General features: G+C 41.6%; 18 protein-coding genes and 2 pseudogenes. 14 read left to right on the forward strand and 6 right to left on the reverse strand.

What is annotated here, in order from left to right:
* A partial coding sequence (locus LH47_RS11105; RefSeq protein ID WP_043967545.1) for a helix-turn-helix domain-containing protein occupies positions 1–506 on the reverse strand: 506 nt, incomplete at its 3' end.
* 212 nt (positions 507–718) lie between these two features.
* On the opposite strand from LH47_RS11105, the gene LH47_RS11110 reads away from it, so the two are divergent.
* The 3 genes and pseudogenes from LH47_RS11110 (at position 719) to LH47_RS11125 (ending at position 3,567) form a co-directional block, all read left to right on the forward strand.
* Entirely contained in the window at positions 719–2,641 is a 1,923-nt protein-coding gene (locus tag LH47_RS11110) for a 3'-5' exonuclease (RefSeq protein ID WP_043967509.1), read from the forward strand.
* Positions 2,642–2,976: 335 nt separating this feature from the next.
* A complete protein-coding gene (locus LH47_RS11120; RefSeq protein WP_084221320.1) occupies positions 2,977–3,234 on the forward strand; it encodes a DUF4411 family protein in 258 nt (85 codons plus the stop codon).
* 38 nt (positions 3,235–3,272) lie between these two features.
* A pseudogene (locus LH47_RS11125) lies at positions 3,273–3,567 on the forward strand (nucleotidyltransferase domain-containing protein).
* Between the two features lie 39 nt (positions 3,568–3,606).
* Here the strand turns inward: LH47_RS11125 and katG are convergent.
* Together katG and LH47_RS17110 are read right to left on the reverse strand one after the other, a co-directional pair.
* A complete protein-coding gene (gene katG / locus LH47_RS11130; protein WP_043967512.1) occupies positions 3,607–5,793 on the reverse strand; it encodes a catalase/peroxidase HPI in 2,187 nt (728 codons plus the stop codon).
* 231 nt (positions 5,794–6,024) lie between these two features.
* Entirely contained in the window at positions 6,025–6,156 is a 132-nt protein-coding gene (locus tag LH47_RS17110) for a hypothetical protein (RefSeq protein ID WP_003395753.1), read from the reverse strand.
* A gap of 211 nt (positions 6,157–6,367) precedes the next feature.
* Between LH47_RS17110 and LH47_RS11135 the strand changes: the two genes are divergently transcribed.
* Together LH47_RS11135 and LH47_RS11140 are read left to right on the forward strand one after the other, a co-directional pair.
* The gene (locus tag LH47_RS11135; RefSeq protein WP_043967515.1) at positions 6,368–7,189 is read left to right on the forward strand and encodes an undecaprenyl-diphosphate phosphatase; all 822 of its coding nucleotides are present in this window, start codon (positions 6,368–6,370) and stop codon (positions 7,187–7,189) included.
* A 119-nt stretch (positions 7,190–7,308) separates the two neighbouring features.
* Positions 7,309–8,451, forward strand: a complete 1,143-nt coding sequence (locus tag LH47_RS11140; protein ID WP_043967517.1) for a TIGR04053 family radical SAM/SPASM domain-containing protein — start codon at positions 7,309–7,311, stop codon at positions 8,449–8,451.
* A gap of 27 nt (positions 8,452–8,478) precedes the next feature.
* Here LH47_RS11140 and LH47_RS11145 read toward each other — a convergent pair whose 3' ends face one another.
* Both LH47_RS11145 and LH47_RS11150 read right to left on the reverse strand, forming a co-directional pair.
* Positions 8,479–9,309 (reverse strand): aldo/keto reductase, encoded by an 831-nt coding sequence (locus LH47_RS11145; protein ID WP_043967519.1) that lies wholly within the window; start codon positions 9,307–9,309, stop codon positions 8,479–8,481.
* Between the two features lie 84 nt (positions 9,310–9,393).
* Entirely contained in the window at positions 9,394–10,098 is a 705-nt protein-coding gene (locus tag LH47_RS11150) for a polysaccharide deacetylase family protein (RefSeq protein WP_043967521.1), read from the reverse strand.
* Positions 10,099–10,208: 110 nt separating this feature from the next.
* On the opposite strand from LH47_RS11150, the gene LH47_RS11155 reads away from it, so the two are divergent.
* The 9 genes and pseudogenes from LH47_RS11155 to LH47_RS11200 all read left to right on the forward strand — a co-directional run bounded on the left by LH47_RS11155 (position 10,209) and on the right by LH47_RS11200 (position 17,893).
* Positions 10,209–11,069 (forward strand): hypothetical protein, encoded by an 861-nt coding sequence (locus LH47_RS11155; protein ID WP_043967524.1) that lies wholly within the window; start codon positions 10,209–10,211, stop codon positions 11,067–11,069.
* 11 nt (positions 11,070–11,080) lie between these two features.
* Complete coding sequence (locus tag LH47_RS11160) at positions 11,081–11,662, forward strand: Uma2 family endonuclease (protein WP_043967525.1); 582 nt, start codon at positions 11,081–11,083, stop codon at positions 11,660–11,662.
* 22 nt (positions 11,663–11,684) lie between these two features.
* Positions 11,685–13,175, forward strand: coding sequence for a glycoside hydrolase family 32 protein (locus LH47_RS11165; RefSeq protein WP_043967528.1), 1,491 nt, complete (start codon positions 11,685–11,687; stop codon positions 13,173–13,175).
* A 99-nt stretch (positions 13,176–13,274) separates the two neighbouring features.
* Entirely contained in the window at positions 13,275–13,997 is a 723-nt protein-coding gene (locus tag LH47_RS11170; protein ID WP_043967530.1) for a TspO/MBR family protein, read from the forward strand.
* A 499-nt stretch (positions 13,998–14,496) separates the two neighbouring features.
* Positions 14,497–15,783 (forward strand): IS110 family RNA-guided transposase, encoded by a 1,287-nt coding sequence (locus tag LH47_RS11180; RefSeq protein WP_043967535.1) that lies wholly within the window; start codon positions 14,497–14,499, stop codon positions 15,781–15,783.
* A gap of 399 nt (positions 15,784–16,182) precedes the next feature.
* Positions 16,183–16,809, forward strand: coding sequence for an urease accessory protein UreH (locus LH47_RS11185; protein WP_043967537.1), 627 nt, complete (start codon positions 16,183–16,185; stop codon positions 16,807–16,809).
* Positions 16,810–16,934: 125 nt separating this feature from the next.
* A pseudogene (locus tag LH47_RS11190) lies at positions 16,935–17,129 on the forward strand (RHS repeat domain-containing protein); the annotation flags it as partial.
* A gap of 166 nt (positions 17,130–17,295) precedes the next feature.
* Positions 17,296–17,538 carry a hypothetical protein gene (locus LH47_RS11195; RefSeq protein WP_043967541.1) on the forward strand — a complete coding sequence of 81 codons (243 nt, stop codon included), beginning with the start codon at positions 17,296–17,298 and terminating at the stop codon, positions 17,536–17,538.
* Positions 17,525–17,893, forward strand: coding sequence for a PIN domain-containing protein (locus LH47_RS11200; RefSeq protein WP_043967543.1), 369 nt, complete (start codon positions 17,525–17,527; stop codon positions 17,891–17,893). Before LH47_RS11195 ends, LH47_RS11200 begins: the two co-directional genes overlap by 14 nt.
* 131 nt (positions 17,894–18,024) lie before the next feature.
* On the opposite strand, the gene LH47_RS11205 is transcribed toward LH47_RS11200, so the two are convergent.
* Positions 18,025–18,302 (reverse strand): IS630 family transposase (locus LH47_RS11205; protein WP_043967549.1); only part of this gene is annotated, 278 nt, incomplete at its 5' end.

An 18,302-nucleotide genomic window follows, 5' to 3' on the forward strand; every position in this document is an offset into this window, starting at 1 on the left:
TCTTTTTCAAAGGCTGCTTGAAGCACTGGATCGCCTTTGACGAGCTTATAGGTCGGGCGTGTCCATGACAAACGAAGACGATGCAATAACTTGCGAATGCCTTCTCGTGACATCGAAACGCCATAGGTTTGTTGGATGTAAGATTGCAATATACGTGTGTTCCATGACGAAGAAATGCCCCAGCCGACATCCACAGGGGTGGTAGTTAATATCAGTTGTCTGATCTCCTGTTGTTGTTCTTCCGTAAGAAATGGCAAGCGACCAGGTGGCAAGCGGCGATCGAGTAAATGATCGAGCCCACCTTCATTAAAACGTGCAACGTAGATGGCAACGGATTGACGGCACAGATTGACCATTTTTGCGACATCTTTTCCAAGAAACCCTTCCATGACGAGGCGAACGGCAGTCACCCGAATACGAAGAGAAGCATCTTTGATTTTCCGTTCTTGTTTCCGAAGGGTTCGAGGTGTCCAACCGTGATCATTTGTAATTTTAAGACGTTTCATGTCATTTCCGCTCCTTTTATACGTGGGTATTTAGGAGCAGTATAACCATGGAAAAGGGTGTTCATACAGAAGTTATCACTTTAAAGTGCATGTATATAGGCTATCCAAACAGATCTACCATTTTTCCAATATCTCACCCAATCTTCATCCCCAATTCCTTATTTTATGTTATAATGGTACAAAAATCCTATTTTCCACTGGAGCTGGTTTAGATGGCGTACATGATTCCGGAAACGATTCGTTCGAGTGCGACGGCGGGGGAGCGATTGCTGTTTCGAACGTTAAAAACATATTTACCAGATGACTATATTGTCTATTATGAACCGGAGATTCGAGGAAAACGTCCGGATTTTGTAATTATTGGACCTGATTTGGGGCTTGTTGTGCTTGAGGTAAAAGATTATACATTATCGACATTGATTCATTTGAATAATGATGAATGGACGATTGTAAGTAGCGCCGGTGAGCAGGCGACGGTAAAAAGCCCGTTTAAGCAAGCGAGAGATAATGCGTTTCACATTGTGAATGCGTTAAAAAAAGATAAAAATTTAGTTCATTTAGAAGGGAAATATCAATTTCAGTTGAAATTTCCTTATGGTTATGGAGTTGTGTTTACGCGAATTTCGCAAAAAGATCTAGTGAAAAAGCAGTTGTATCCGGTTGTTGATCCGAATTTTTGTCTGTTGCGTGATGAAATTGATCCGGACAAAGAAACGTTTAGCGAAGAAGTGTTGTTTGAAAAAATATGCAATATGTTTGTCGTTCCGTATCGATTGCGAACGTCGTTGACAAAAGAGGAGATTGATGCGATTCGTTATCATCTTTTTCCAGAGGTGCGCATCAGTGCGGAGTTTCGTCCGCCAATGCCATATCAAGATCAAGTGCTTTTATCTCTTCATGACATTAAAGCGATGGATCTGCATCAAGAAAATCTCGCAAAGCAGCTGGGAGATAAAAACCGTTTGATTCGTGGAGTCGCAGGAAGCGGAAAGACGCTTATTTTAGCTAGTCGAGCGAAGCTGTTGGCGAAACAACATCCCGATTGGAAAATTTTAATTTTGTGCTATAATATTTCGCTTGCGCAAGGGATTCGACAAATGCTCCACCATATGTTACATGAACCTGATTCGTTATTTGATTTTGACTTTACGAAAAAAGATGGGATGGCAAAAACGGTAGGCGATCAAATTATTGTCCGTAACTTTCATGAATGGTTAAAACATGATTTAAAAATATCAGAACAACAAATTCCGTATATATTAGAGAAAATAGATAAAAAAGAAGCCATTTTGCCAATGTATGATGCTATTTTAGTTGATGAAGGACAAGATTTTTCTTCCGACTGGTTGGCGTTGATTAGTAAATTATTAAATCCAGCAACACAATCGCTTCTTCTTGTAGAAGATCGAGCGCAAACAATTTATAAACGAAAACGATCGTATGTGCAAGATACGGGATTAAGTTTTCAAGGACGTTCCAAGGTGTTGACGATTAATTATCGAAATACGGCACAAATTGTGAAATTTGCATGGGATTTTTATCGTGAGCATTCGGTACTAAGCAATAAAGTGGCTCAACGCGAGTTTGAAGGGGAAATTATCGCCCCACAAAGTACACGGCGGAAAGGGCCAGAGCCGGCAATTGTAAAAGCAGAGAACTTTGGGGAAGAAATGAAATTTGTTGCGAAGCAAATGAAACGATTGCGTGAAGAGAGAAACGTGCCGTATTCGGAAATGCTTATTTTGTATCGAGTGAAACGAACGCATAAACAAAACATCATCGATGTCATTAAGCGGACGTTGGAAAAAGAGCAAATCCCTTATTATTGGCTCGCGGAAGATGAAACAACAAAGCGGAAATTTTCCCGTGATGAAGAAACCGTTAAAATTAGCACAATTGAGAGTAGTAAAGGACTTGATTTTCAAGCGGTGTTTATTGTCAATGTTGACAACATGCCATTTGCACTCGAAGAAGACCGTGAACGGGAAGTATCGTTATTGTATATCGGCATGACAAGGGCGAAAGAATACTTATGTTTGTCTTATTCGGGGGAGTCCGATTTCACACAGTATTTCGAGCAAGTTCGCACGAGCAGATTGCAGAACAAAAAGGAAGAAAAAGTAAATGGTTCGTAACTTTGTTTTTCATTGAAAGGAGAATTTCATGAGACTATCCAAAATAAACTTGGATGGATTATTCGATCGTGAAGAACAGCTTCTTGAAGAGCAGAATAGTGGTGAGGCAAAAGATTAATCAAGCGACTTCGACAAGAAGTGGAAGAAACAAAAACGGACGGTGGGAGTAGCTTTTATGCTATTCAAAATATGCGCATTGGTCGCCGTTTTGCCGAAGCAGTGATACGAGCTGCAAAGGAAGGAGCACTCCTTTACCGTGAAGCTTATCGATTGACAGGGCTATCCGGAACCACTTTCGATAAGTTTGCTGAATATGGCGATAGCGGGAGATTTGTATGAGCTCTAATCGTAAGTTTGTGATTGATACAAATGTTTTCATCGAAGCTTATAAACGGTATTATTCTTTTGACATCGCTCTTTTCTTCTGGAAAGCTTTAGTTCAACATGCGGAAAATGGCCATATCATCAGTATTGATCGCGGAAAACTAAATAGTTTCCATAAAGAGGATGAATTGAGTAAATGGGTGAATGAACATTTTGCTGAATGGTTCGAACCGACTGATAATCCTGAAGTTATTAGCACATATGATTGAAGCGCTGTTGCAAAAAATAAAAGAAGAAGTGATCGATCGTGATAACATATGGAATTAGCAAAAATTTATTTGAGCGCTTAATGGCATATTTTCAAAGTGAAGAAGAGATCCAACGAGTTATTTTATTCGGTTCGCGGGCAAAAGGGACGGCGCGTTACAACTCCGATATTGATTTATGCGTCGATTGTACAGGAAAGAAAAAATAGAAAGTCATCGATGCGATTGATGAAATTGTTGTCATTTATTCGTTCGATGTATTTGTTTTTTGATTCATTGAATAAAGAGATCGCACCGCAAATTGAGCGTGACGGGATCGTTATTTATGGGAGGTAAAAAAGCAGGGGAGACGATCGTCCACCTGCTTTTTCTCCTTTAAATCGTAACCGATGTTTTTGTTTTTTTCCGAAGGTCGAACCGGTCGGCGTTCATCACTTTCACCCAAGCATGAATAAAGTCGCGGACAAATTTTTCTTTGTTGTCGTCTTGGGCGTAAAATTCAGCGTAGGAGCGAAGGATCGAGTTTGAGCCGAAAATTAAATCCACACGAGTGGCGGTCCAACGAACAGCCTTCGTTTTCCGGTCGCGAATGTCATACAAGCCGTCTTCCCTCGGTATCCATTCATAATTCATATTGACAAGATGGACAAAGAAATCGTTTGTTAGCACGCCGATACGATCCGTGAATACGCCGTGAGGGAGATCTCGATACGTTGCCCCTAATACGCGTAACCCGCCAACTAATACGGTCATCTCTGGAGCAGTCAAGCCGAGCAGTTGGGCTTTATCGACAAGCAGTTCCTCAGGCCCGACGCGATATTTTTTCTTTTCATAATTGCGGAATCCGTCCGCGAACGGTTCTAATACTGCAAAGCTTTCCACATCTGTTTGTTCCTCTGTTGCGTCTCCTCGTCCAGGCATAAATGGTACGTTAACGTCAAAGCCAGCATCGCGGGCTGCTTTCTCGACTGCTGCACTGCCACCAAGTACGATTAAATCAGCGATGCTTACTTTTTTAGGGAGCGTTCGTTGAATGTCTTCGTAAACGGCAAGCACTTTCGCAAGTCGCTCTGGTTCGTTCACTTCCCAATCTTTTTGTGGCGCAAGCCGAATGCGTGCACCGTTCGCTCCGCCACGCTTATCGGAGTTACGGAACGTGCTAGCGGATGCCCAAGCGGTTTTCACAAGTTCGCTAATCGTTAACCCTGAATGCAAAATTTTTGTTTTGATGTCTTCGATTTCTGCATCCGTTAATTCATACGTTGCTTCTGGAATCGGATCTTGCCAAATGAAATCTTCTTTTGGTACTTCCGGACCGAGATATCTCGTTTTTGGCCCCATGTCGCGATGAATAAGTTTAAACCAAGCACGAGCAAACGCATCGGCAAATTCTTCTGGATGTTCATAAAAGCGTCGGGCAATTTTTTCATATATCGGGTCAAAGCGCAGCGCTAAATCGGTTGTCAACATCATAGGTGGCACTTTCACATTGGCATCTTCTACATCAGGGGCCAAATGTTCCTCTTTTATATTTACTGCTTCCCATTGATACGCACCAGCTGGGCTTTTCGTCAACTTCCATTCGTATTCAAAAAGCAACTGTAAATAGCTGTTATCCCATTGGGTAGGCGTCGGTGTCCAAGCGCCTTCCAGACCACTTGTAATCGTATCACGACCTTTTCCTTTTCCATACGAGCTAAGCCATCCTAATCCTTGTGCTTCGATTGGAGCAGATTCTGGATCAGGGCCGACATGCGACGCATCTCCAGCCCCATGCGCCTTCCCAAACGTATGGCCGCCTGCGATAAGTGCTACTGTTTCTTCGTCGTTCATTCCCATTCGTTTAAACGTCTCGCGAATGTCACGTGCCGCCGCGAGTGGATCTGGGTTGCCATCAGGACCTTCTGGGTTGACATAAATAAGGCCCATTTGAACGGCGGCAAGCGGATTCTCTAATTCGCGGTCGCCTGTATACCGTTCCGAGGCGAGCCATTCTTTTTCCGCTCCCCAATAAATGTCTTCTTCCGGATGCCACACATCCTCTCTGCCAGCGCCAAAACCGATCGTTTTTCCACCCATGGACTCAATCGCCACGTTGCCAGCTAACACGATTAAGTCCGCCCAAGAAATTTTATTGCCGTATTTTTGTTTAATCGGCCACAATAGCCGCCGTGCTTTATCTAGATTCGCGTTGTCTGGCCAACTGTTTAATGGGGCGAACCGTTGCGTACCTGTTGAAGCGCCGCCTCGTCCGTCGCCGATGCGGTACGTTCCTGCAGAATGCCAAGCCATGCGGATAAACAACGGTCCATAATGACCATAGTCTGCAGGCCACCAATCCTGACTTGTCGTCATCAGTTGACGCAAATCTTCCTTTAACGCCCAATAGTCAAGTGTTTGAAATTCCTCTGCATAATCGAACGTTTCGTCATGGGGATTCGTTTTTCGGTCGTGTTGATGAAGAATGCTTAAGTTTAGTTGATTCGGCCACCAGTCTTTGTTTGTTGTTTTGTTTGAAGCATGACTCGTCACACTTCCATGGAACGGGCATTTGTTTTCCATTCTTTTATTCTCCTTCCCTACATATAAATGAAACATGATGCTAGCAGTTCATATGATAGTGATTATAATTATCATATTAGAATTATACTAAATTAATATTTAATAGTAAAGTAAAAAAGATATTTTTATTTAAAAATTATAAAAATCCCCCATTTCATTCTGTTTGCAGAATAAAATGGGGGATTTATACGTTCACATCCGCATTTCCGTTCATCGTTTCACTCCAATCCTTTAATGTTGCAGCATATGCTTTACTTGTTCAGTTGTTAAATTGCGAATGAATTCGATTAAATCAATGGCTTCAATACCAAACTCATTGCATTTTTCTACATATCTTTGATAAGCCTTAGTGTACATATCCATAAATAAAACTCCTTTCGCATGTTGTTTTTGTTGTTTATATTGTATTATAACAGAAATAAAAAATCAATAGCTGTTATATAATTATTTGAAAATTTTATCTTCGCCATCTTTTGTATGTACGAGTAGTAGAAATGAAAGCATTGTAGTACAATAGAGTAGGTCATGGAAAGAAGTTATACATATTTCACCAATCAAGAAAGGATGGACATGAATGCATATCATTGAATTAATTAAGGCGCTCATTTTAGGGCTTGTCGAAGGGATGACGGAGTTTGCGCCTGTTTCATCGACAGGTCATATGATTATTGTTGATGATATGTGGCTAAAATCGAGTGAGTTTTTGGGGAAATATGGGGCGAATACGTTTAAAGTCGTCATTCAGCTCGGTTCTGTTTTAGCTGCTGTTGTGGTGTTTAAAGATAAATTTTTCGAATTGCTTTATTTACGAAAAGGCGAAGTGAGAAAAGGACCGCGGTTGACACTTATGCATATTTTTATCGGTCTTTTACCTGCTGGGGTGTTAGGTGTTTTATTTGAAGACTATATCGATGAACATTTGTTTTCGACGGAAACGGTGCTCATTGGGCTCGTGCTTGGAGCGTTGTTGATGATCGCAGCAGACCGTTTCGGGAAACGGACGGTGGCGCAAACAGTAGATGACATGACGTATAAACAAGCGTTTATTGTCGGACTTGTACAATGCTTATCCCTTTGGCCAGGGTTTTCTCGTTCGGGGTCGACCATTTCAGGTGGCGTACTTGTCGGAATGAGCCATCGTGCCGCAGCAGATTTTACATTTATTATGGCCGTACCGATTATGGCAGGGGCAAGCGCCATTTCGTTATTGAAAAACTGGGAGTACATTACGTTAGATGCGCTACCGTTTTTCATCGTTGGTTTTATTAGCGCGTTTATTTTCGCGTTAATTGCTATTCGCTTTTTCTTACGTTTAATCAACCGTGTCCGCCTTGTGCCATTTGCCATTTATCGTATCGTGCTTGCGGCAGTTATTTATATTGTTTATTTTGCGTAATCTCCACGATTTTTGTGGAGATTTTTTGTTTAAAAAGTCGTCAAAAACGCACGAACGCATGATGAAAAAATAAGTCTATAATGAATGTGAAAAATAACACGAAAAGCTGGTGATGAAATATGCATGAACATGCGCGTGCGATAGATTATAACGAGAATCCGTTTATCGTCATTTGGGAAGTGACGAGAGCGTGTCAGTTAAAATGTGTACATTGTCGCGCAGATGCCCAACCTATCCCAGATCCGCGTGAGTTGACGTACGAAGAAGGGCTTCGTCTTATCGACGACATATATGAGATGAACAATCCGATGCTTGTGTTTACAGGTGGAGACTGTATGATGCGCGAAGATTTGTTCGACTTGGCCGAATATGCGATCAAAAAAGGAATGCGCGTTTCGATTACACCGAGTGCGACACCAAATGTGACGAAAGAAAAAATGAAAAAGGCAAAAGAGATTGGGCTGTCGCGCTGGGCGTTTAGTTTAGATGGACCGACAGCTGACATTCATGATCGATTTCGCGGTACATCGGGTTCGTTTGATTTAACGATTGAAAACATTCGTTATTTAAATGAGCTACATATGCCATTACAAATTAATACAGTGATTTCGCGTTATAACTACGATCATTTAGAACAAATGGCGAACTTAGTTGCAGAGTTAAAGGCAGTAATGTGGTACATTTTTTTACTCGTGCCGACCGGCCGTGGACAAATGGTCGATTGCATTAGCCCGGAAGAACATGAACGAGTGTTCCGTTGGTTGTATGAGTTAAGCAAAACAGCACCGTATGATATAAAAACGACAGCAGCACAACATTATCGCCGTGTTGTCATTCAACAAAAAATGCGCGAAAAACGAATTGAAGCAGGGGATATTCGTTATGAGCATGCGATTACGACCGATCATGCTTCGATGATTGATGGATTAAAACGAGCGCCAAAAGGCGTCAATGACGGCAACGGTTTTGTTTTCGTTTCACATACAGGAGATGTCATGCCAAGCGGCTTGCTTCCGATCGTATGTGGCAACGTGCGCGAGCAGCCGTTATCGCATATTTATCGTGAATCGGAAGTGATGAAACAGTTGCGCCAGCCGGATTTATATAAAGGAAAATGCGGCATTTGTGAGTTTCGCTACGTTTGTGGCGGGTCCCGTGCTCGAGCCTATGCAGTCACAGGTGATTACATGGAAAGTGAACCGTTTTGCATATACGTTCCTTTAGGGATGAGAAAAGAAAAAACCCGAACGGTGTTCGCCTAATGCGGACGCTGTTCGGGTTTATGTATGTTAAAAGTCAAAGTTATCCGGATCTGGACCGATGCGGCGGTTTTCGTTTAGCGCGTCAATCGCATCCATTTCTTCTTTTGTTAGAGTAAAGTCAAAAATGTTTGCGTTTTGAGCAATTCGTTCAGGTGTTACAGACTTTGGAATTGTGACGACTTCATGTTGTAAATCCCAACGTAAAATGACTTGAGCTGGTGTTTTCTCGTATTTTTGTGCAATGTTAATAAGTGTTGGTTCGTTTAACAACTCGCCGCCGCGCATAAGTGGTGACCACGCTTCTAATTGAATATGGTGCTGTTTACAAAATGCAAGAAGCGGCTTTTGTGTTAAACGAGGATGGAATTCGACTTGGTTTACCATCGGTTTTATTTCACAATCAGCAAGAATATCTTCTAAATGATGAATTTGGAAGTTGCTCACTCCGATCGCCCGAACAAACCCGTCTTTATACAATTTTTCAAGTGCTTTATACGTTTCTTTATATTTTCCTTTCACCGGCCAGTGGACTAAGTACAAATCAATATAATCAAAGCCGAGTTTTTTTAGGCTCGTATGAAACGCTTTTAATGTTGATTCGTATCCTTGATCTGAATTCCATACTTTTGTTGTGACAAAAATTTGGTCGCGAGGAATGCCCGACTCGCGAATCGCTTGCCCGACTCCTTCTTCGTTTTGATAAAACGCGGCGGTATCTACGTGGCGGTAGCCGACTTCAAGCGCTGTCCGAACAGCTCGTTTCACTTCATCTCCTTCTTCCACCTTGTAAACTCCTAAGCCAAGCCAAGGCATACGAACGCCGTTATGTAACGTCGCGGCATCTTGTAAACTTTTCATCCTCATGCTCCTTTCCAATATTTTTCCCTTTTATTATGAAATGGAGTGTATGAGAAAGCAAAACATATGCTTAGATGGAAGGAGCTACAAATTTAAATCACGATAGTTTGGATGATGTTTTAACAGCTCAGAGACAGTGACAAATGTATATCCTTTTTCTTTTAAAATCGGTAAAATTTCTTTTAATGCTTGAACAGTTTGTTTTCGGCTACCGCTTCCGTGATCGTGAAACAAAATAATTTGTCCAGGTTCAATATGTTCAATGACACGGCGGACAATTCGTCTTGTCCCAGGGTTTTGCCAGTCATATGTGTCTTGATGTTTTGACCACATGACAACAGTATAGCCTCGTTGTTTGGCGATATCTATGATCTGCTTGTTGTAGTAGCCAAGTGGGGGACGAAATAACGTTGGGCGTTTTCCGGTAATGTCATATAACACATCTTCGCTTTTTTTTATTTCTTCCTCAATCGTTTGCTTAGACTTGCCGCGAAAATCGAGATGTTTATACGTATGATTGGCAATTTCATGCCCTTCGTTCATTTGTCGCTTAATGATATCTGGATATTTTTCAGCACGAAATCCAACGACGAAAAAAGTAGCTTTGGCGTCATACTGTTTTAAAATCGTTAAAATGTCAGGAGTGTATAATATGTCTGGCCCGTCGTCAAATGTAATGGCGACCATTTTTTCATTTGTCGGCACGTTCCAAACAATATCGTCATGTATTCGGTGAACAGGTGTTGTCGTGATGAGCAACAAAGACAAAAATAAGAAAAGTACGTTCATTTTTCATCCCCGCTTTTTTATATATCATGTGAAAAAAGTCGTTTTGTCATTCTCTTTTCTATACAAGACGTAGTAAAATAAAGATAATTAGGTAATGGGAAGGGATATCAATGAAAAAAATTGTTGGCATCATCGCATTTTTATTCGCACTTGTTGTGGGGGGAGTATATTTGTTCGCACAAGAAAGACAGCCGGTGCGTGCAACATGGCTTTGGAACCCATGGTTATTTGTGAAAGACGAAGATCGCGTTTTCTCTTTTTTACAAGAAAAACAAGTGAGCGATGTATACGTGCAAATCGATGAAGAAATTCCGATTGATACGTATCGTCAATTTGTCCGGCGTGCAACCGAAAAAGGTATTCGTGTGTATGCGCTCGATGGGGCGCCAAATTGGATTGAGAGTGGGGAAGGAATGGAACGCTTATTTCAATGGTTGACTAAGTATGAAAGCGTTGCTGAGAAGAATGAAAAGTTTTTCGGTGTACACTTAGACGTTGAGCCGTACTTGCACGCATGGTGGGAGACAAATCAAAATGGGGCAATCGCTTCGTATCAAACGGTGTTACGGCGTGCACGTGAGTTTGCGAAAGAACGATCGCTACGGTTTGAAGTAGATATGCCATTTTGGTTTGATAAGGTACAATATGGAAATGGAAATTTAGCGGAATGGGTGATTGCGAATACAGACGGTGTGACAATGATGGCATATCGCGACCAAGCAAGAGATGTCATTAACATTGTAAAAAAAGAAATGCAAATAGCTAAAAAATACGGAAAGCAAATTGTTGTAGGGGTTGAAACAGGACGAGTTGATGAAGGGGATGACGTTTCGTTTTTTGAAGAAGATGAGACGTATATGAACGAGCAATTGGCGATTGTTCAGAAGCGCTACGCACGAACAAAAAGCTTTGCTGGCATCGCTGTGCATCATATGGAACAATGGATGAGTAGAAACGAACAAAACGAGTGAAGGTGAGATAGATGAGTGAGCGTGAAGAAAAACAGCTGTATACGCTTGCAGAGTTTTTTGAGCTTGTCGGAGAACGACGAATGGAGTTGTACGAAGGTGTTCCTGTGCTCATGGCTCCAGCCTCATACGAACATGAGGGGGTTGTAGCGAATGTAATTGGGGAAATCACATTCGCGTTAAAAGGTAGCCATTGTTTTGTGTTTGGAAGCAATTTGCAAGTCGTACTTCTTTTCCAAGATGAACAAAAAGGAAAAGAAAATGTCACGGTGTTACCGGACATCTCAGTTGTTTGTGAGAAAGAGAAACTGCGCAATAAACGTTGTTATGGCGCCCCAGACCTTGTTGTCGAAGTTCTTTCTCCAAGCACTGCAAGAAACGACCGATTATTAAAGCGTTATTACTATGAAAAAGCAGGGGTAAAGGAATATTGGATTGTTGATTATCAGCATCAGACGATTGAAAAATATGTCCTTTATAACGATCGTTTGCAACTAGAAGAAGTATATGATACGCAAAACGATCATTTTGTCTCAACTTTGTTTCCAAATATACAGTTCTCTACACATGATATTTTTTCATTTTCTGATATATAAACAAAAAGGAAGGGGAAAATGTATGTCGAAACATACGAAGCACATTTATGAAGCAGAAAGACGAGTACAACAGCCAAAAGAAAAAATGGACAGCACGTATCGCTTAGCATACCATATTATGGCGCCGGTAAACTGGATGAACGACCCGAATGGGCTCATTCAATGGAACGGGGAGTACCATGTGTTTTATCAGTTCCATCCTGATAGTCCAAAGTGGGGACCGATGCATTGGGGGCATGTGAAAAGTAAAGATCTTGTGCATTGGAAACGTGCACCGATTGCGCTTGCGCCGAGCGAATGGTACGATGAAGGCGGTTGTTTCTCGGGGAGTGCAGTAAATGACGGTGGAGTGCTCACACTTATTTACACGGGAAATGTTTGGCTGAACGAGGAGCAAACGGAACTGAAACAATACCAATGTATTGCCACAAGCAAAGATGGCATCCATTTTGAAAAAGACCCATCCAATCCTATACTTTCCGAGCCGCCATTTGACTGCCAAGGGCATATTCGCGATCCGAAAGTGTGGAAACACGGTGATGATTGGTATATGGTGCTTGGGACGCGTGAAGGGAACAATGGAAAAGTCGTTTTGTATAAGTCGGGAGATTTGCGTCATTGGGAATATGTCAATATCATTGCGCAAAGTGATGGTAGTTTGGGCTATATGTGGGAGTGTCCAGATGTTTTTCGTTTGAACGGCAAAGATATTTTGTTATTTTCACCGCAAGGGATTGAGCCAGAAGGCGATCGTTTTCAAAATCTTCATCAAACAGGCTACGTTGTCGGAACGCTTGACTATGAAACGGGAAAACTCGTGCACGGAGCGTTTGAAGAACTCGATAAAGGATTTGATTTTTATGCCGCGCAAACGTTTGAAGATGAAAAAGGACGACGCATTTTGTTCGGTTGGATGGACATGTGGGAGTCTTTTATGCCGACGCAAGCACATGGTTGGGCAGGGGCGTTAACGATTCCGCGCCTGTTGGAATTAGCCGATGATGAGAAATTACTAATGAAGCCGGTGCCGGAATTGCAGTTATTACGCGAAGAGCACGTGCGGATGGAATCGATTTCAGTCCAAGAAGGTGCATATGCGTTGCCTGTGAAAGGCGACCGTTTAGAGTTGCTCGTCCGCTTTTCGTTAGCCGATTTTCAAGGGAGCGCATTTGGTGTGAAAATACGCTGTGCGGAAGATGGAAGCGAAGAAACGATTTTCTGCTATGATGTGAAAGGTTGTACGTTGACGTTTGATAGAAACCGTTCTGGACAAGGAGAGGGCGGCATTCGTCGAGCGGTGCTAGATGGACAGTTAGGAGATGTTATTACGTTTCATTTCTTTATCGATCGCTCATCGGTCGAACTATTTGTCAACGACGGTCGACTTGTGATGACGGGAAGAATTTATCCATCCGAAACGAGCCAAGGAATCGAATTATTTGCAGAAGGTGAGGACGTGACTGTCCTTTCTATCGATGCGTGGACATTGAAGGATATTTGGCATGAGGAATAGGAGACGGTACACAAAGCCGTCTCTTTTTGTTTCAAACGGTTATCGTGTCCACATGAGAGGAATAGTATAAATAAGAAAAGGAGAGATGGGGGGATGATGATGGGACGATTTGTTATTTATATGATTGCATACGTTGTTATGGTTATTGTGAATATCATTGCCGAACGGCTTCCGTTAAATGGTCAGACGACAGGGGAAATATCGCGAAAAGCGGACGTCTTATTTACTCCGGCAGGGTATGTATTTTCGATTTGGGGTCTCATTTACATCTTACTGGCAATTTGGATTTTAAGACAAGTTCCTCTTTCTCGACGCGACTTGCCTATGTATCGCCAAGCGCTCGTCCCTTTTGTTATTAGCTGTATATTGAATGCGTTATGGATTGTTGTGTGGCATTATGAATATTTTTTCTTTTCGGTTATTGTGATGCTTTCTCTTCTTTTTACGCTGATCTCGTTATATACAGTGATCAAACGTACGAATCCACGTTTTTTTGACATGTTTCCATTTTCTATTTATTTAGGCTGGATCAGTGTTGCGACGATCGCCAACATTTCCTTTGTTTTAAAATACAACGGCTGGAACGGATTCGGATTATCTGATGCATTCTGGGCGATTGCGATGTTACTTGTTGCAACAGCTTTAGCCCTTCTTTTCATGCGCCGACAAAGCGATTACGTGTATCCACTTGTGTTTGTTTGGGCGTTTGTTGGCATCGGGGTGAAAAACCAAGGAACGTCGTCGCTTGTTGCATACGTTTCATTTTTACTGGCGGGAGTTATATTAATTAGCACAGCATCTTTATACAAAGAAAAAACATAATCGACCATATTTGCCTATGGGTGATTTATACATATTTATGTATCGCTTCATGAAATTGTTTTTGCATGTCTTTGTCATGAATAAGTTTTTTGAAGTGTGTTTTTGAAAATAAATATGTAGTGATGCTAGGATCTTTTAACATATGTTTTATCTTGTTTCGATCGAACGTTTTTTGCAGTGCAATCATTCCTATTTTTTGCAGATGTTTTAATTTTCGTTTTGCAGTGAGGCAACTAAACTGACCTAAAAACAAAAAATCTAACAATGCGCCTATTGCTTCGAAACATATAGTGACTAGTATTTCCATGTTTCCTATCACTCCATTCTTCTATTTTTGATAAATCAATCAAATTTTACCTTTTTTCATCTAACATATTGACAAAAAAAAAGAGAGCATTCCTGTCAGAAAGGTTTTCGGGGACTTGAAAGAAAAAAGCCCTCTTGGTATGATGCAGGGGTACCAACAATCACCTATCATCAAACCAAGGAGGACTATACAGTGAATTGTACACGAAATCTCAAGATTGAACAAGTCACCGAACAAACATTAGTCATTGGCATGGATATCGCGAAGCACAAACATTATGCAGCAATGGTGGATGAGCGTGGTAGGGAACTGAAAAAGCCGTTTCCCGTCCTTCAATCTCGAATCGGATTCGAACAATTTTACGCATCCATCGAAGAAGCGAAAAAAGTGTTTGGCAAAACCGAAGTCATCGTTGGCATCGAGCCGACCGGGCATTACTGGTTGAACCTCGCCTATTTCCTCGAGGAAAAAGGGATCCCATTGGTAATGGTCAATCCGATGCACGTGAAACGATCAAAAGAACTCGATGACAACTTGCCAACGAAACATGATGCAAAAGACGCCCGAATCATTGCGAAACTAGTCAAAGATGGGCGTTTCAGCTACCCACGTATTCTCCACGAAGTGGAAGCAGAATTGCGGGCAGGAAGTACGTTTCGGGAATCCTTGATCACGGAACGCAATGCTGTTCATAATCAAATGATTCGATGGACAGATCGTTACTTTCCTGAATTTTCGCAAGTATTTCCATCATTCGGAAAAATCGCTTTGGCTGTATTGGAAAAAACACCATTTCCGAATGAAATCGCTGATCAGACGGTCGAGGAGTTGATCGAGCAATATCGACAAAGTGAAGGGCTCAAATGTCCGCAAAAACCGAAAATTCAAAAGCTGTTAGAGGTTTCCCGTCAGTCGATTGGCATCACTCAAGGACAACAGATGGCCCGTATCGAAATCGCCACGTTGGTCCGCCGATATCGTCAATTGGAACAAGAAATCGCAGCGCTCACGGAACAGTTAATCGCCCTTGCACAAACGACGGTGGAGTATGAATGGCTTCAAACGATCCCAGGGCTTGGCGATGCGACAATTGTGGAACTATTGTCGGAAATCGGGAGTGTTTATCAGTACCAAGATCCGCGACAACTCATGAAATTAGCGGGCTTAACTTTGAAAGAAAACTCATCTGGGCAGCACAAGGGACAAAAGCGTATTTCGAAAAGAGGACGAAAACGGCTACGCGCCCTCCTCTTTCGGGTGATGATGCCTCTCATTCGTCATAACGAAGCGTTTCGCGCTTTGCATGAATACTATACGACACGTCCCATCAACCCGTTGCGTAAGAAACAATCGATCGTTGTGTTGTGTGGAAAGTTATTGAAAATTCTCTATGCCGTTTGTGTGAAACAACAAGCATTTGATGGGGAACGAATGATACGGGATATCTCCCATACTCATACTCAAGCCCACGCAGCTTAGAGCCATCCCTTTTGGAAATACATCTTGTTTGAACAACCAGATGACACGGAGAAGCTGGCACGATTTCATCCATTCGACCGAGAGTCCCTAAGGGAGCTTAGCCGGCCTCTGCCTGGTGAAGAGACCGAACGAAGGAATGTTGGCACAAGGATGCCCAGAGACATGGGAGGGTTCGTCCTCATCAGCAATGCAGAGATCCAAGGTGCATCGCATATGTATTTTCCATTGGTTTTAACATACAAAAATAACCAGTGGTCGCGAAGCGTACCTATGGTTTGTTAGATATCAACAAAAATGAAAAAGTATGTGATGAGTTTTGTCGAAAAAATTTTTTCTGGCACCCCTAAGATGCCAATGAACCTTGATATATCAACATTTCTAGAGGGAGGATAAACATTAGTGACCACCGTATTTCCGACATTGCTTTTTGGATTTATTTTAGGTATCAAACATGCCACAGAGCCGGACCATGTCATTGCTGTATCAACCATTGCAAGTCGGACGAAGAAGCTTTCGTTTTCGTCGCTCGCAGGGATTTTTTGGGGAATTGGCCACACAGCAACATTATTTGTCGTAGGAATGATCGTGATCGGGCTGGAACAACAAATACCGGAAACCGCAGCGATGTGGCTGGAACTAGCCGTCGGAGTGATGATCGTCGTTTTAGGGATTACGAGTTTTCGGTCATCGAATGTTATTTCTAGTCAAAAGGAAGTAAGCATAAGCCATCTTCATTTGAAATCGACAGTGATTGGTATTGTTCACGGGTTAGCCGGTAGCGCCGGAATGGTGCTTTTGGCGTTAACGACTGTCGATACACGGTTGCAAGCAGTACTATTTATATTGATATTCGGCGTCGGAACGATTATGGGAATGATGCTATTTACGACATTTCTTGGCTTGCCATTTATTTGGATTAAAAGTAAACAAATGGTTTATCAATTCACCATTAAAGCCGTTTCGTTGATTAGTATTGTATATGGTTTATATTACATGTATCGCATAAGTAGTGAAATCATTGTTTAATCGTTTGCATGGTTCAAAGCGACAAGTATTGAGCAAGTTCAGCGTGTTGATTCATCAATAAAAACCAATTAGAACTAGTTTATTAACCAGAATCATTGTAGTGGCTTTGTCTTTGATTGTTATAGTTGGTTCGTTTCGGCGATGAAACGATCACGTACGATGCGAACGGCAACCGGACTAAGGACGGTGAGTACCAATATGAATGGAACGAAGCCGACCAGCTTGTCGCTATCCCTCAAAAAGGCGAAAGCACGCCGTTTGTGACGTACCAATACGATGAAGACGGCCGCCACATTCACAAGACCGTGAATGGCGTCATAAAAATGATTGGATGAAAAAGAGCAAGGAGAGGATATTGTGTGAGGAGAAGGTTCTTAGAAGCAGGGGGAATTGTCAGAATTAAAGCGAATTTTCATGTTATCGTACATAGTGAAATGGTATAATATGTTTAATAAGCCCCGCCTTAATTGAAAGGAGTGAAAAAGCATGGATTTTGTACGGGTAATAAAACACAGTAATGATTTGGAAAAGTTTATAGATATACCTGAAGGATTAAAGAATAGGAAAGTAGAGATTATTATCCTTCCTTATACAGATCAAGAAGATATAGAACAAGGGAAAAAAAAGAGCTTGAGGGGAGCTCTATCAAAGTACAAAAATGAGTTTTTGCAAAATCAAGAAAGCGATGCTTGGTCTAAAAACGTGGTGGATAAATATGAAAATCGTTGATGCAAACATTGTCCTAAGATATTTGCTTAATGATCATGATGATTTGTCAGCGAAAGCAGCAATGATTATTGAAAATAACAAGGTGTTATTGCCGAATGAGGTAGTAGTTGAAGTTGTTTATGTTCTTGAAAAAGTGTACAGAGTAAAGAATGACGAGATATGTGATACTCTTTTAGAGCTGTTTAAGTACGATAATATCGACGTGGATGATATGGAAATATTAGAAGAAGCGCTCATTCTCTTTAAAGAAAGACGGCTAGACTTTGTTGATACTCTTTTATACGCCTATAATAAAGTGAAGGGGTACGAGGTATATACGTTCGATAAGAAGCTAAATAAGTTACTTAAGGAATAGGCATCATTGGAATGTGAACATTAATTATCACTATATAAACTAAACCAAAAGAAGTAACCACTTCCCTAAAACTAACGGATGAAGCTGGTTACTTTTTTTGCTGATCGAGTTATATAAGTTGAATTAAAGATTTACAACTGAACACACAAACGATCGATCGTTTGTTCTGGTTTCTGGTTGATTCGCTGAATAAAGGCTTGGACATTCTTTCTAATTTCTTGCACACTCGAATAGAACACGTTGTAAATCACGTCTGATTTCAGCCATTTCCATAGCCCTTCAATCAAGTTCAATTGCGGACTGTATGGTGGCAAAAAGACGAGCTCTAACCGATCTTCGTGTTCTTTTAAAAATGGCTGAATGAGTTTGGCATGGTGAATTCGAGCGTTATCTAAAATCATCACTATTT

The sequence above is a fragment of the Anoxybacillus thermarum genome (assembly GCF_000836725.1).
In the GTDB taxonomy this organism is placed as follows: Bacteria; Bacillota; Bacilli; order Bacillales; family Anoxybacillaceae; genus Anoxybacillus; species Anoxybacillus thermarum.

Excerpts from the sequence above, each read along its gene's own strand:
- LH47_RS11160 (WP_043967525.1), top strand. The coding sequence starts at position 11,081 with ATGAGTGAGCGTGAAGAAAAACAGCTGTATACGCTTGCAGAGTTTTTT.
- LH47_RS11150 (WP_043967521.1), bottom strand. The coding sequence starts at position 10,098 with ATGAACGTACTTTTCTTATTTTTGTCTTTGTTGCTCATCACGACAACA.
- katG (WP_043967512.1), bottom strand. The coding sequence starts at position 5,793 with ATGGAAAACAAATGCCCGTTCCATGGAAGTGTGACGAGTCATGCTTCA.
- LH47_RS11200 (WP_043967543.1), top strand. The coding sequence starts at position 17,525 with ATGAAAATCGTTGATGCAAACATTGTCCTAAGATATTTGCTTAATGAT.
- LH47_RS11135 (WP_043967515.1), top strand. The coding sequence starts at position 6,368 with ATGCATATCATTGAATTAATTAAGGCGCTCATTTTAGGGCTTGTCGAA.
- LH47_RS11110 (WP_043967509.1), top strand. The coding sequence starts at position 719 with ATGGCGTACATGATTCCGGAAACGATTCGTTCGAGTGCGACGGCGGGG.
- LH47_RS11165 (WP_043967528.1), top strand. The coding sequence starts at position 11,685 with ATGTCGAAACATACGAAGCACATTTATGAAGCAGAAAGACGAGTACAA.
- LH47_RS11120 (WP_084221320.1), top strand. The coding sequence starts at position 2,977 with ATGAGCTCTAATCGTAAGTTTGTGATTGATACAAATGTTTTCATCGAA.
- LH47_RS17110 (WP_003395753.1), bottom strand. The coding sequence starts at position 6,156 with ATGGATATGTACACTAAGGCTTATCAAAGATATGTAGAAAAATGCAAT.
- LH47_RS11140 (WP_043967517.1), top strand. The coding sequence starts at position 7,309 with ATGCATGAACATGCGCGTGCGATAGATTATAACGAGAATCCGTTTATC.
- LH47_RS11145 (WP_043967519.1), bottom strand. The coding sequence starts at position 9,309 with ATGAAAAGTTTACAAGATGCCGCGACGTTACATAACGGCGTTCGTATG.
- LH47_RS11170 (WP_043967530.1), top strand. The coding sequence starts at position 13,275 with ATGGGACGATTTGTTATTTATATGATTGCATACGTTGTTATGGTTATT.
- LH47_RS11195 (WP_043967541.1), top strand. The coding sequence starts at position 17,296 with ATGGATTTTGTACGGGTAATAAAACACAGTAATGATTTGGAAAAGTTT.
- LH47_RS11155 (WP_043967524.1), top strand. The coding sequence starts at position 10,209 with ATGAAAAAAATTGTTGGCATCATCGCATTTTTATTCGCACTTGTTGTG.